Annotated in this window: 11 protein-coding genes; 2 read left to right on the forward strand and 9 right to left on the reverse strand. The window is 74.2% G+C overall.

What is annotated here, in order from left to right:
- Positions 1-101: 101 nt before the first annotated feature.
- The 3 genes from AC6I72_RS15605 to pdhA are packed head-to-tail and all read right to left on the reverse strand — an operon-like array spanning position 102 to position 3,735.
- Positions 102-1,595 (reverse strand): dihydrolipoamide acetyltransferase family protein, encoded by a 1,494-nt coding sequence (locus tag AC6I72_RS15605; protein ID WP_498001428.1) that lies wholly within the window; start codon positions 1,593-1,595, stop codon positions 102-104.
- Positions 1,595-2,599 carry an alpha-ketoacid dehydrogenase subunit beta gene (locus tag AC6I72_RS15610; protein ID WP_498001429.1) on the reverse strand — a complete coding sequence of 335 codons (1,005 nt, stop codon included), beginning with the start codon at positions 2,597-2,599 and terminating at the stop codon, positions 1,595-1,597. The genes AC6I72_RS15605 and AC6I72_RS15610 overlap by 1 nt, the downstream gene beginning before the upstream one ends.
- Positions 2,596-3,735 carry a pyruvate dehydrogenase (acetyl-transferring) E1 component subunit alpha gene (gene pdhA, locus AC6I72_RS15615; RefSeq protein WP_498001430.1) on the reverse strand — a complete coding sequence of 380 codons (1,140 nt, stop codon included), beginning with the start codon at positions 3,733-3,735 and terminating at the stop codon, positions 2,596-2,598. The genes AC6I72_RS15610 and pdhA overlap by 4 nt, the downstream gene beginning before the upstream one ends.
- 176 nt (positions 3,736-3,911) lie before the next feature.
- Here pdhA and AC6I72_RS15620 point away from each other — a divergent pair, with 176 nt between their 5' ends.
- Positions 3,912-4,508, forward strand: coding sequence for an Lrp/AsnC family transcriptional regulator (locus AC6I72_RS15620; protein WP_498001432.1), 597 nt, complete (start codon positions 3,912-3,914; stop codon positions 4,506-4,508).
- Between the two features lie 16 nt (positions 4,509-4,524).
- Here the strand turns inward: AC6I72_RS15620 and AC6I72_RS15625 are convergent, their stop codons facing one another.
- The 3 genes from AC6I72_RS15625 to AC6I72_RS15635 all read right to left on the reverse strand — a co-directional run bounded on the left by AC6I72_RS15625 (position 4,525) and on the right by AC6I72_RS15635 (position 7,096).
- Positions 4,525-4,833: a hypothetical protein gene (locus AC6I72_RS15625; protein ID WP_498001433.1), complete on the reverse strand. Its 309-nt coding sequence runs from the start codon at positions 4,831-4,833 to the stop codon at positions 4,525-4,527.
- A gap of 161 nt (positions 4,834-4,994) precedes the next feature.
- Positions 4,995-5,585 (reverse strand): TetR/AcrR family transcriptional regulator, encoded by a 591-nt coding sequence (locus tag AC6I72_RS15630; RefSeq protein ID WP_498001434.1) that lies wholly within the window; start codon positions 5,583-5,585, stop codon positions 4,995-4,997.
- A complete protein-coding gene (locus tag AC6I72_RS15635) occupies positions 5,582-7,096 on the reverse strand; it encodes a 3-hydroxyacyl-CoA dehydrogenase (protein ID WP_498001435.1) in 1,515 nt (504 codons plus the stop codon). Before AC6I72_RS15635 ends, AC6I72_RS15630 begins: the two co-directional genes overlap by 4 nt.
- A gap of 193 nt (positions 7,097-7,289) precedes the next feature.
- Here AC6I72_RS15635 and paaN point away from each other — a divergent pair, with 193 nt between their 5' ends.
- Entirely contained in the window at positions 7,290-8,981 is a 1,692-nt protein-coding gene (gene paaN, locus AC6I72_RS15640) for a phenylacetic acid degradation protein PaaN (RefSeq protein ID WP_498001436.1), read from the forward strand.
- A gap of 20 nt (positions 8,982-9,001) precedes the next feature.
- On the opposite strand, the gene AC6I72_RS15645 is transcribed toward paaN, so the two are convergent.
- Genes AC6I72_RS15645 through AC6I72_RS15655 form a run of 3 tightly spaced genes read right to left on the reverse strand, consistent with a single transcriptional unit; the run spans position 9,002 to position 11,543 of the window.
- On the reverse strand, positions 9,002-9,754 hold the full coding sequence (locus AC6I72_RS15645; RefSeq protein WP_498001437.1) for a TrmH family RNA methyltransferase: 753 nt from the start codon (positions 9,752-9,754) through the stop codon (positions 9,002-9,004).
- Positions 9,751-10,962 carry an HTTM domain-containing protein gene (locus tag AC6I72_RS15650; RefSeq protein ID WP_498001438.1) on the reverse strand — a complete coding sequence of 404 codons (1,212 nt, stop codon included), beginning with the start codon at positions 10,960-10,962 and terminating at the stop codon, positions 9,751-9,753. Before AC6I72_RS15650 ends, AC6I72_RS15645 begins: the two co-directional genes overlap by 4 nt.
- Positions 10,959-11,543 carry a DUF5819 family protein gene (locus tag AC6I72_RS15655; protein WP_498001439.1) on the reverse strand — a complete coding sequence of 195 codons (585 nt, stop codon included), beginning with the start codon at positions 11,541-11,543 and terminating at the stop codon, positions 10,959-10,961. The genes AC6I72_RS15650 and AC6I72_RS15655 overlap by 4 nt, the downstream gene beginning before the upstream one ends.
- Positions 11,544-12,338: the final 795 nt, after the last annotated feature.

The following is a 12,338-nucleotide window of genomic DNA, read 5'->3' on the forward strand; positions in this document are numbered from 1 at the left end:
CGGTCCCCTGTCCGCCCGGCGACCTGCCGTCGCAGGGGGCGCGTCACCCGACGCGTGTCACGGGGACACGCCCGGCGGGAGCGCGCCCCGCGGGCACGCCCTCACAGGGTGCGCAGCAGCACCGCCGGCTGTTCCACGCAGTCGGCCACGTAGCGCAGGAATCCGCCCGCCGTGCCGCCGTCGCACACCCGGTGGTCGAAGGTGAGCGAGAGCTGGACGACCTGCCGGACCGCCAGTTCGCCCTCGTGCACCCAGGGTCTGGGGACGATCCGGCCGACGCCGAGCATGGCCGCCTCGGGGTGGTTGATGATCGGTGTCGAGCCGTCGACGCCGAACACGCCGTAGTTGTTCAACGTGAAGGTCCCGCCGGTGAGTTCCCCCGGTGTGAGGGTGCCGGTGCGGGCCGCCTCGGTGAGCCGGGCGAACTCGGCCGTCAGCGCCTCGGCACCGCGCGCGTGCGCGTCCCGTACGACCGGTACGACGAGCCCGCGTTCGGTCTGCGCGGCGAAGCCCAGGTGGACCTGGTCGAGCCGGACGATCTCCCTGGCCTCCGTGTCGACCGTGGAGTTCAGCTCCGGGTGGCGGGCGAGCGCGGCGGTGCAGATCCTGGCGAGGAGGGCGAGCAGGGAGATCTTCGGGCCGCCCGCGGCGTTCATCGCCGCCCGGGCGCGCAGGAGTTCCGTGGCGTCGGCGTCCACCCAGCAGGTCGCGTCGGGGATCTCGCGGCGGCTCCGGGAGAGCTTGTCGGCGACGGCCCCGCGCACGCCCTTGAGGGGAACGCCGGTTCCGGCGACGGCTCCGGGCGCGCGACCGGCACCGGACGCGGAGGTACCGGACGCGGACGGGCCCGTGGGGTCCGCCACCAGGCCCGTGAGGGCGGCCGGGGCCGTGGAGGCCGCCTTGAGGGCCGCTTCGACGTCCGAGCGCAGGATGAGCCCGTCGGGGCCGGAGCCCGGCAACTGCCGCAGGTCCAGTCCGTGCTCCCGGGCGAGTCTGCGCACGAGCGGGGAGATCACCGGGACCGGGCCGTCGGCCGGCCGCCCGGACACGGCCGTGCCCGGGACGGAAGCCGCACGCGAGGCACCGGGGGCGCCGGCAGCGGGCGCACCGTCAGCGGCGGGCCGCCGGCCGGCGGCGGCCGTGGCGCCGGGCACCGCCCGGACCCTGCGGCGGCGCGCCGGGGCCTCGGCCGTGCCGTACCCGACCAGGACGTTGCCGGATCCGCCGCCCCCGCCCGGGCCACTGCTCCCGCCCGCGTCACTGCCGCCGCCCGCGTCACTGCCGCCGCCCGAGCCGCCGGCGCTCCCGCCGGCGCCTCCCGCGGCGGCCGGTCCGGGGCTCGCCGCGGACTCCCCCACCGCGACGGTCAGCAGGGGTGCGCCCACCGGAAGCTCGGCCCCCTCCTCGCCGAAGCGGGCGGTGACCACGCCCCCGTAGGGGCAGGGCACCTCGACCATCGCCTTGGCCGTCTCGACCTCGACGACCGGCTGGTCCACGGCGACCACGTCGCCGACCTCGACCATCCAGCGGACGATCTCCGCCTCGGTGAGCCCCTCCCCGAGGTCGGGGAGCCTGAACTCCAGCACCTGCGCCATCAGCCCTCCGCCTCCCACTGCAGCCGCGCGACGGCGTCCAGGATCCGGTCGACGCCGGGCAGGTGGTGCCGCTCCAGCATGGGCGGCGGGTAGGGGACGTCGAACCCGGCCACCCGCAGCACCGGCGCCTCCAGGTGGTGGAAGCAGCGTTCGGTGACGCGGGCGGCGATCTCCCCGCCCGGCCCGCCGAAGGAACCCGACTCGTGGACGACGACCGCGCGCCCGGTGCGCCGTACCGACGCGCACACCGTCTCGTCGTCGAACGGCACCAGCGAGCGCAGGTCGACGACCTCCAGGTCCCAGCCCTCGGCGCGGGCGGCCTCGGCGGCTTCCAGGCAGACCGGCACGGACGGGCCGTAGGTGATGAGCGTGGCGCTGCGGCCGGTGCGCCGCACCACGGCGCGGCCGATCGGCTCCACGGGCCGCGGGTCCTCCGGGTTCCAGGAGTCCTTCGACCAGTACAGCCGCTTGGGTTCGAGGAAGACCACGGGGTCGTCGGAGGCGATGGCGGCGCGCAGCAGCCCGTAGGCGTCGGCGACGGTCGCGGGCGTGACGACATGGAGCCCCGGAGTCGCCATGTAGTACGCCTCGGAGGAGTCGCTGTGGTGCTCGACGCCGCCGATGCCGCCGCCGTAGGGGATGCGGACGGTCAGCGGCAGGGGCAGCTTCCCGCGCGTGCGGTTGCGCATCTTCGCGACGTGGCTGGCGAGCTGCTCGAACGACGGGTAGGCGAACGCGTCGAACTGCATCTCGACGACCGGGCGCAGCCCGTACATCGCCATGCCGACCGCGGTGCCGAGGATGCCCGCCTCGGCCAGCGGTGTGTCGGTGCAGCGGTCCTCGCCGAACTCCTCGGCGAGCCCGTCGGTGACGCGGAAGACACCGCCGAGCGTGCCGACGTCCTCGCCCATGACGTGCACGGCGGGGTCGGCGGCCATGGCGTCGCGCAGCGCGCGCGTGAGGGCCTGCGCCATGGTGGCCGGCTTGAGGGCGACGGTGGTCATCGGGCCCCGCCTTCCTCCGCCTCGGCCGCCAGCTCGGCCCGCAGCAGGGCCTGCTGCTCGCGCAGTTGCGGCGTCGGCTCGGCGTAGACGTGGGCGAACAGGTCCATGGGGTCGAGCGGCGGGTCCTGGTTCATCCGCTCGCGCAGCCGCGCGGCCATCGCCTCGGCGTCCTCGCGCACGGCCGTGACGGTGTCCTCGTCGAGCAGGCCGCGCCCGGACAGCTCGCGTTCCAGCAGCTTCACCGGGTCGTGGTCGCGCCAGGCCTCGACCTCGGCGTCGCCGCGGTAGCGGGTGGCGTCGTCGGCGTTGGTGTGGGCGTCGATCCGGTACGTCACCGCCTCGACCAGGGTCGGACCGCCTCCCGCGCGCGCGTGCCGTACGGCGTCGGTGAGCACCTCGTGGACGGCGACGGCGTCGTTGCCGTCGACCAGGCGGCCGGGCATGCCGTACCCGACGGCCTTGTGGGCCAGGGAGGGCGCCGCCGTCTGCTTGGCGAGCGGTACGGAGATGGCGAAGCCGTTGTTCTGCACCAGGAAGACGACCGGGGCCTGCCAGACGGCGGCGAAGTTCAGCGCCTCGTGGAAGTCGCCCTCGCTGGTGCCGCCGTCGCCGACCATCGCCAGCGCGACCACGTCGTCGCCCTTGAGCCGGGCGGCGTGGGCGAGGCCCACGGCGTGCGGGAGCTGGGTGGCCAGGGGGGTGGACAGCGGGGCGATCCGGTGCTCGCGCGGGTCGTAGCCGGTGTGCCAGTCCCCGCGCAGCAGCGTCAGGGCCTCGACGGGGTCGACGCCGCGGGCCACCACGGCGAGCGTGTCGCGGTAGCTCGGGAAGAGCCAGTCGCGTTCCTGGAGGGCGAGGGCCGCGGCGACCTCGCAGGCCTCCTGGCCGGTGCTGGACGGGTAGACGGCGAGGCGTCCCTGCTTGGTGAGGGCGGTGGCCTGCGTGTTGTACCGGCGTCCGCGCACCAGGTGCGCGTACAGACGGTGCAGCAGCTCCGGGTCGGCCTTCGCGGCCGCCTCCGTGCCCAGAACGCGGTAGGGCTCCGCGTCGGGCAGCAGCGGCGCGGGGTCGGTACGGGGCTGCCAGGCGGGCGGCGGCGATGGCCGGTACGCACCCCGCTGCTCCATGACCGTCATGGCGGGCACCTCCTCGTGGGAGTGGCTACGGGAGACGCGTCGGCTGTGACGCGCCCCACCTACCGATTGTTCGGTCGTCGGCACATTTTGGCTACAGGCGGCCCCAGGCTGTGGACAAACGGTTCTCCACAGCCTGGGATGGATGCAGTACGTCCATGGTGGAGAGGCGGGGGGACATGCCGTCTGAACGAATGGCCGACAACGCCGGGCGAGGGACGGAGAACGGCGAGCGCAGGGGCGAGAGCGCGGAACGCAGGGCGGAGAACGCGGAACGCGGGGGCGAGAGCGCCGAGCGTCCGGAGGACGCCGTCGGCACCGCCCCGCCGCCGCGCCCGCTCGACGCCATCGACCAGGACATCCTGCGGATGCTCCAGACGGACGGCCGCGCCTCGATACGGTCGGTCGCCGAACGGGTCCACGTCTCGCGCGCCAACGCCTACGCCCGTATCAACCGCCTCGTCGAGGACGGCGTCATCCGCGGTTTCGGCGCCCGGGTCGACCACGAGCGCGCGGGGCAGAGCACGTCCGCGTACATTACGCTGAAGATCGTGCAGAACTCCTGGCGCACCGTGCGCGACCAGCTGCGCCGGCTGCCGGGTGCCTCCCACATCGCCCTGGTCGGGGGAGACTACGACGTCCTGCTCCTGGTGCACACGCCGGACAACCGGGCGCTGCGCGAGGTGGTGCTGACCCGGCTCCAGGCGATCCCGGAGGTGCTCAGCACCCGCACGCTGCTGGTGTTCGAGGAGGAGGACCTCGAACCGCAGGGGTGACGGTGCGCACGGCACGTCAGGACGAGGCGACCACCGCCCCGACCAGCAGCACGGCCATCATCCCCGGCAGCAGTGCGCAGCCCAGTCCGGCGCCGGCGGTCAGCACCCGCGCGGTCCGCACGGACCGGCGGTGCGGCAGCACCCAGGCGAGGGCCAGCAGGCCGCACGCCCAGTAGAGGATGCCGCCGAAGGAGCCGGCGCCGTCACCCGAGGAGAACCAGCAGTACTCCCACACGAGGAACGGCAGGCCGATCACGGTGGCCGCGAACGGCGCCTTCCACCAGGTGGGGTGTGCGGCCCCCGGCCGCGGTTCGTCGCGAAGCATGCGCCCAGCTCATCACCGGGCGGCCGGCCGGGACATCGGACGCCGTACTCATCCCTCCCGGCACCTCGCCCGCCCCCGTACTCACCCTGGCGCGCCCCGTCCCGCCCCCGTACTCACCCTGGCGCGCCCCGTCCCGCCCCCGTACTCACCCTCCCCAGGGGTCAGCCGGACTGCCGCAGCCCGCCGAAGACCAGCCGGACGACCGCGTCGCCCACTTCGCGCTCGCCGGCCCCGCGCACGTCGGGCCGGTACCACTCCACGATCGAGTTGATCATCCCGAAGACCAGTCGCGTGGCGAGCCGCACCTCCACGTCGCCGCGCACGTCGCCCTCGGCCGCCGCCGCCTTGAGCAGCGCGGCCACCCGGTGGTCGAACTCGCGGCGCCGTTCCAGCGCCCAGCGCTCGGTCTCGGTGTTGCCCCGCACCCGCAGCAGCAGGGTCACGTAGGGGAGTTCGGCGATGAGCACCTCGACCATGCGCCGCACGACGTACTCCAGGCGGGCGGCGGCACTTCCCGCGCGCGCGTGCTCCTCGTCGAGGATCCCGAAGAGGCCGTCGAGTGCCCGGGTGACCGCACGGCGCAGCAGTTCCTCCTTGCCGGCGACGTGGTGGTAGATCGACGACTTGGAGATGCCGGCCGCCTTGGACAGGTGCTCCATGGAGGTGCCGTCGTAGCCGCGCTCGTTGAAGACCCGCACGGCCACCGAGAGCAGCGTCTGCGGCGTGTACGTGTCGCGTCGGGCGGTGGTCATGAGGCGGACTCCCGCTTGTCGGTGGCGTACGCGTGGCGGTACAGCGCGAGCGAGGGGGCGTAGCGTCCGGACGGGTCGCGCAGGTGCAGGTCGTCCAGGAGGCCGTAGGCCCAGGTGCGGCCGAGCCGGCGGCTCCACTCGAAGGGGCCCAGGGGGTAGTTGACGCCCAGGCGCATCGCGGTGTCGATGTCCTCCTCGGTGGCGACGCCCTTGGCCACGGCGTCGTGCGCCAGGTCGACGATCCTGGCGACCGTGCGGGCGACGATCATGCCGGGCACGTCGCCGATGACGCTGACGTCCTTGCCGAGCGCCTGGAAGAGGCCGGTGGCCTCCGCGAGGGTCTGCGGGGCGGTGTCCTGGGAGGCGGACAGGGCGATGCGGGTGGCGCGGCGGTAGTCGAGCGCCAGGTCGAAGTAGACGACGTCCCGGAACTCCACCGAGGTCTGCCCGTCGGCGAGGACCAGCTGGCCGCCGCTCGGCAGCACCAGGCGGGTGCCGTGGTCCTCGTCCTCCTCGCGGACGGGGATGCCCGCCTCGCGGATGAGGGTGAGCAGCTCCGCCGCCGGGCCCAGGTCGCCCTCGGCGACGACGTGGGCGGGCGGCCGGGCGGGCTCGGCGGTGTGCGGCTCGGGGCGCTCGGCGCCGTCGGCGTAGTCGTACCAGCCGCGGCCGCTCTTGCGGCCGAGCCGGCCCGACTCCACCAGGCGCCGCTGGGCGAGCGAGGGCGTGAAGCGCACGTCCTGGAAGAAGGAGCGCCACACGGAGTGCGTCACGGACTCGTTGACGTCCTGGCCGATGAGGTCGGTCAGCTCGAAGGCGCCCATCCTGAACCCGCCGGACTCGCGCAGCACCGCGTCGATGGTGGCCGGATCGGCGGCCTGGCCCTCGTGGACGGCGAACGCCTCCGCGTAGAAGGGGCGGGCGATGCGGTTGACGATGAAGCCGGGGGTGTCGGCGCAGGCGACCGGGGTCTTGCCCCAGGCCCGGGCCGTCTCGTACGCGCGCGTGGCGGACGTGACGTCGGTGGCGAACCCGGAGACGACCTCCACCAGCGGCATCAGCGGCGCCGGGTTGAAGAAGTGCAGGCCGACGAAGCGGCCGGGGTTGCGCAGCGCGCCGCCGATCGCGGTGACCGACAGGGAGGAGGTGTTGGTGGCGAGCAGGCAGTCGTCGGTGACGATGCCCTCCAGGTCCTTCAGCAGCTCCTGCTTGGCGTCCAGCTGTTCGAGTACGGCCTCGACGACCAGGGAGCAGTCGGCCAGCTCGGCGAGGCTTTCGGCGGGCTGCAGGCGGGCGCGGGCCGCGTCCCGATCGGCCCCGGTGAGGCGGTCCTTCTCGACGAGCCGGTCGAGCCGGGCGCCGATCGCGGCGGCCGCCTGGGCGGCCCGCCCGGGCACGGCGTCGTACAGGCGTACGGCGTGACCCGCGACCAGCGCGACCTGGGCGATGCCCTGGCCCATGGTGCCGGTGCCGACGACGGCCACGGGGCTGCTGAGGTCCAGTGCTGTCATGTGCGCGATCCTCCCGCACGGCGTTTTCCGCAGGCGCGGCGGACCCCCCTGGCCCGACTTCTCCACAGATACGGCGGACCCCCTTGTCCCGACCGATCGTTCGGTTACTCTAACCCTGACCGGCCGTCCCTGCCCATGTTTCTGCCAGGTCTGAGCTCGACGAGGAGCTCTCGAGACAAGGAGTTGGTCCCGCATGGCCGCCGAACCGACGACGCACGAGCTGATCGCCCGCCACCGGCCCACTCTCGACCAGGCGCTGGAGGCGATCCGCACGCGCGCGTACTGGTCGCCCCACCCCGAGCACCCCAAGGCCTACGGCGAGCACGGCAGCCTGGACGCCGCCGCGGGCAAGGCCGCCTTCGACGCCCTGCTGGGCACCCGCCTCGACCTCGGCCAGCCCGGCACCGACGACTGGGTGGGCGGCGAGGTCTCGCCCTACGGCATCGACCTGGGCGTGACCTACCCGCACGCGGACATCGACGTCCTGCTGCCCGCCATGAGGGCAGGGCAGCGGGCCTGGCGCGACGCGGGCGCCGAGGCCCGCGCGGCGGTCTGCCTGGAGATCCTCAAGCGGATCTCCGAGCGGACCCACGAGTTCGCGCACACCGTGATGCACACCTCCGGCCAGGCCTTCCTGATGGCGTTCCAGGCGGGCGGCCCGCACGCCCAGGACCGCGGCCTGGAAGCGGTGGCGTACGCGTACGCGGAGCAGGTGCGCACCCCGGACACCGCCGAGTGGACCAAGCCACAGGGCAAGCGCGACCCGCTCGCCCTCACCAAGGCGTTCACCCCGGTCCCCCGGGGCATCGCCCTGGTCATCGGCTGCAACACCTTCCCGACGTGGAACGGCTATCCGGGCCTGTTCGCCTCCCTGGCCACCGGCAACGCGGTCCTGGTCAAGCCGCACCCGCGCGCGGTGCTGCCGCTCGCCCTCACGGTGAAGACCGCCCGCGAGGTGCTCGCCGAGGCCGGGTTCGACGCCAACCTGGTGGCCCTGGCCGCCGAGCGCCCCGGCGAGGGCATCGCCAGGACACTGGCCACCCGCCCCGAGATCCGCATCATCGACTACACCGGCTCCACGGCCTTCGGCGACTGGCTGGAGGCCAACGCCCGCCAGGCCCAGGTGTACACGGAGAAGGCCGGCGTCAACACCGTGCTCGTGGAGTCGACGGACGACTACAAGGGGATGCTCGCCAACCTGGCCTTCTCGCTGTCCCTGTACAGCGGCCAGATGTGCACCACCCCGCAGAACCTGCTGATCCCCCGCGCCGGCATCCGCACCGACGAGGGCCCCAAGTCCTACGACGAGGTGGCCGCCGACCTCGCGAAGGCGGTCGACGCCCTGCTCGGCGACGACGCCCGCGCCAACGCGCTGCTCGGCGCGATCGTCAACCCGGACGTCAAGGCCCGCCTGGAGGCCGCCGCGGCCCTCGGCGAGGTCGCCCTCGCCTCCCGCGAGGTCACCCACCCCGACTTCCCGGACGCGGTGGTCCGCACCCCCGTGATCGTGAAGCTGGACGGCAGCAAGCCGGACGCCGAGGCCGCCTACCTGAGCGAGTGTTTCGGACCGGTCTCCTTCGCGGTCGCCGTCGACTCGGCCGCCGACGCGGTGGAACTGCTGCGGCGCACGGTCCGCGAGAAGGGCGCCATGACGGTGGGCGCCTACACGACGGACGAGGAGGTCGAGCAGGCGGTGCAGGAGGTCTGCCTGGAGGAGGCCGCCCAGCTCTCGCTGAACCTCACCGGCGGGGTGTACGTCAACCAGACGGCCGCCTTCTCCGACTTCCACGGCTCGGGCGGCAACCCCGCGGCCAACGCCGCCCTCACCGACGGCGCGTTCGTGGCGAACCGCTTCAGGGTGGTGGAGGTCCGCCGCCAGGCCTGAGCCCTCCCGGGGCCGGCCCCTCAGCGCGCGGGTGCGCCCCCGCCGGCGCTCCAGTGGTACAGCGTCATCGCCACACTGGTGGCGAGGTTGTAACTGGAGACCTGGGGGCGCATCGGCAGGGCCACCAGGTGGTCGGTGCGCTCGCGCAGCTCGGCGGTCAGCCCGCTGCGCTCGGAGCCGAAGGCGAGGACGGCTTCGTCGGGCAGTTCCAGCCCGCGGATGTCCTCGCCCTCCGGGTCGAGCGCGAACAGCGGGCCGGGCGGGAGCGTCTGCACGGTCAGCCGCTCCACGACCGTCGCGAAGTGCAGCCCGGCCCCGCCCCGCACCACGGTCGGGTGCCACGGGTCGAGGGTGCCCGTGGTGACCACGCCGGTCGCGCCGAAACCGGCCGCCAGCCGGATCACCGCGCCGGCGTTGCCCAGGTTGCGCGGCTGGTCCAGCACGATGACGGGCGCGCTGCGGGGCGTGTGCGCCAGCGCCCGCAGTCCGGCCTCCCGAGCGGGCCGTACGGCCAGCGCGGCGACCGCCGTGGGATGCGGGCGCGGCACGAGCGACGCGTACGTCTGCCGCGGCACCTCGGTCAGCAGACCGTCCAGGGCGTCCCGTACGTCGGGGGCCAGCTCGTCGGCGAGGGCGAGTGCCGCCGCCCGGTCGGCGGCCACCGCCACCGGGACCTCGGCGCCGAAGCGCAGCGCGTGCTTGAGGGCGTGGAAGCCGTCGAGCAGGACGGCACCGCCGGCGAGCCGGTGCCAGGTGCCCACGGGGTCGTTCATGCGGGGAAGCCTACGCGGGCGGGTTCGCTCTCCTCCGGTGAGTGCGGCTGCCCGGGCACCGGGCGGCCCGCGCGCCGCGGCAGCCGCGCCCACGCGCGTGCCGCCGCATCGCCCAGCCTGCGCAGGAAGGGCGTCGGCAGGAACACCGCGTCCGCCGCGATCATCGCCAGCGAGAAGAACGGCAGCCCGAGGACGACGGCGATCACCGCGTGCTCGGTCATCATGGCCACGAGCAGGACGTTCTTCACCCGCCGGTTGAACAGCGTGAACGGGAAGGCGACCTGCACGATCACCGTCCCGTAGGTGACGAGCATCATCATCGTCCCGCTGGAGGACAGCAGATCGGCCAGTGCCGGCCAGGGCGAGAAGTAGTCCAGGTGGAGCGGGTAGTACACGGCGGTGCCGTCCTGCCAGCGCGACCCCTGGATCTTGTACCAGCCGGCCGTCGCGTAGATCAGACACGCCTCGGCCATGATCACGAACAGGGCGGCGTTGTGCACGATGTTGCCGACGACGTCGAGCAGCAGGCGCGGCTCGGCCGACCGCGCTCGTCGCCCGACCAGCCAGTACACCCCCTGGGCCGCCCACATGCCCCACAGGAGCGCGGGTATCAGCCACTCGCCCTGGACGCGGCCCGCCGCGGTGACCGCGATCAGTGCCGCACCGAGCACGCACCACAGGACGGGGCCGGCCCGGTCGGGCAGCCGCTCCCCCCGCGCGCGGGCCGCCCGGGCCCGTGCGGCCCGCCGCGCGTCCAGCGACCACACCTGCCCGCAGCGGGTGAAGACCAGGTACACCGCCATCAGGTGCAGGACGTTGTCCCCGCCGTCGCCCATGAAGATGCTGCGGTTCTGCAGCGAGAGCACACCGAGCATGAACAGCACAGACATCGTGCGGGTGCGCCAGCCCAGCATCAGCAGCAGGGCGGCGAGCACCGCCAGCAGGTAGACGGTCTCGAACCAGAACCGGCCGCGGAACCACATCAGGACCGTGAAGGCGCCGTTGTCGTCGGTCAGCCGCCGCGCGAGATCCCAGTTCCACGGCCCGTCGGGGCCGTACATCTCCTGGCGGTGCGGCAGCTCGCGCAGCAGGAACAGCAGCCAGGTCGCGGAGAAGCCGATGCGTGTCACGGCCGTCTGCCAGGGGCCCAGAGCCGCTTCGGTGACCCGGCTGATCCCCCGGGAGGCCGTGAGCGTGAGGCTGTTCACCCGACACCTCCCGCGGCCTCACCGGCCGGGACGGACCACCAGGGCAGCGTGCGGTACGAGGCCGTGGCCGACGCCCTCTCCCCGCTCCAGGCGGGCGGCGGGACGGCGGCGGTGCGCACGCGCACCTGGACGCGTTCGACGGCCCCGCCCGGCCCGGCCACCTGCCCGCGGTCCAGGCGCAGGACGACGATCCGGCGCAGGTACTGCTGCGACAGCGTGCCGCGCAGCCCGATCGGGCGGTTCTGCTGGTCGTGCGAGGAGACGTAGAAGTCGAAGCCGCGGCGCAGCTCGTTCTGCTCCGTGTGGCTGGGCAGCAGGTTGCCGTCGATGGCCCGGCCGTCCTGCGCCGACAGGTCGTACCAGCCGGTGGTGCGGCCGCTGCCGTCCTGCCCGCGGGTCTCGGCCCGCACCTGCACGGCGATGTTCTGCTGCAGCGGGTTGGGCGCGAACAGCTTCCAGTTCTGCTCGAACTCCGGGTAGATCCATTCGTCGATGGCCTTGCCGTGCTGTTTCGTCAGGGTGTTCGACGGAGCGACGTGCAGGAACACCATCCCGACGTGCACGCAGGCGACCACCGCCACGACGGCGAGCGCCAGGAGGGCGGCGATCCCGTAGCGCGGGGACAGCCCGGCGATGTCGATCCCGGCGCGGACAGTCCCGTCCCCGTCCCCGTCTCCCGCGTCCCGGCCGGCGCCGCCACCCGGTGCGAAGGAAGCGGAGGGAGCGGAGGAAGAGGTCAGGGAAGGACCGGAGGGAGGGGACAGGGAGGGACCGGCCGGGGAGGGAGGGGACAGGGAGGGACCGGCCGGGGAGGGACGGGACGAGTCGGAGGCGTCCGGGGCGCCCGACGGGCCGGTCGGTCCCGACCGGGCGGGAGCGGGCGGTGCCGCGGGTGCTCCAGGTGCCGCTGCGGCCGGCGACCCCTCCGGTACGGCGGCGGTCCGGCCCGGCGAGCCGGACGGACGGCCCGGTTCCGTCGGCGGGTGCGGTTCCCCGGATCCGCCGACGGCCGCAGCCGCGGGACCGGGCCCGCCCGGTGCCACAGGCCCGTCCGGGCCGCCCGGGGCGTTCGCATCCCCGTCGTACGCTTCCATTCCGCCCCGTCTCCTGATTCCGGTCCGTGCCGGACGTGCGTGCGCCGGCCGCCCCGAGGACGCCGGGTGCGTACGCCCCGCCCGCGCCGCCCGGCCCCGGGCGCCGCACGGAACGGTACTCAGGGCCGCCCGCGCGGCACAGCCCCCGGCCCCGCCCCCGCTCGGCCGCGGTCCGCTTTCGTACCGCTCTGCCGCCCTTGGCCCACCCGCCCCGAACAGGCGCCGACGGACCGGCGTCCAACCGCTCCGTCCACAGGGCACGCCCTCAGTTGTCCACAGCGG

The sequence above is a fragment of the Streptomyces sp. Xyl84 genome (genome assembly GCF_059731885.1).

Excerpts from the sequence above, each read along its gene's own strand:
- AC6I72_RS15645 (WP_498001437.1), bottom strand. The coding sequence starts at position 9,754 with ATGAACGACCCCGTGGGCACCTGGCACCGGCTCGCCGGCGGTGCCGTC.
- AC6I72_RS15610 (WP_498001429.1), bottom strand. The coding sequence starts at position 2,599 with ATGACCACCGTCGCCCTCAAGCCGGCCACCATGGCGCAGGCCCTCACG.
- AC6I72_RS15625 (WP_498001433.1), bottom strand. The coding sequence starts at position 4,833 with ATGCTTCGCGACGAACCGCGGCCGGGGGCCGCACACCCCACCTGGTGG.
- AC6I72_RS15620 (WP_498001432.1), top strand. The coding sequence starts at position 3,912 with ATGCCGTCTGAACGAATGGCCGACAACGCCGGGCGAGGGACGGAGAAC.
- paaN (WP_498001436.1), top strand. The coding sequence starts at position 7,290 with ATGGCCGCCGAACCGACGACGCACGAGCTGATCGCCCGCCACCGGCCC.
- AC6I72_RS15605 (WP_498001428.1), bottom strand. The coding sequence starts at position 1,595 with ATGGCGCAGGTGCTGGAGTTCAGGCTCCCCGACCTCGGGGAGGGGCTC.
- AC6I72_RS15635 (WP_498001435.1), bottom strand. The coding sequence starts at position 7,096 with ATGACAGCACTGGACCTCAGCAGCCCCGTGGCCGTCGTCGGCACCGGC.
- pdhA (WP_498001430.1), bottom strand. The coding sequence starts at position 3,735 with ATGACGGTCATGGAGCAGCGGGGTGCGTACCGGCCATCGCCGCCGCCC.
- AC6I72_RS15630 (WP_498001434.1), bottom strand. The coding sequence starts at position 5,585 with ATGACCACCGCCCGACGCGACACGTACACGCCGCAGACGCTGCTCTCG.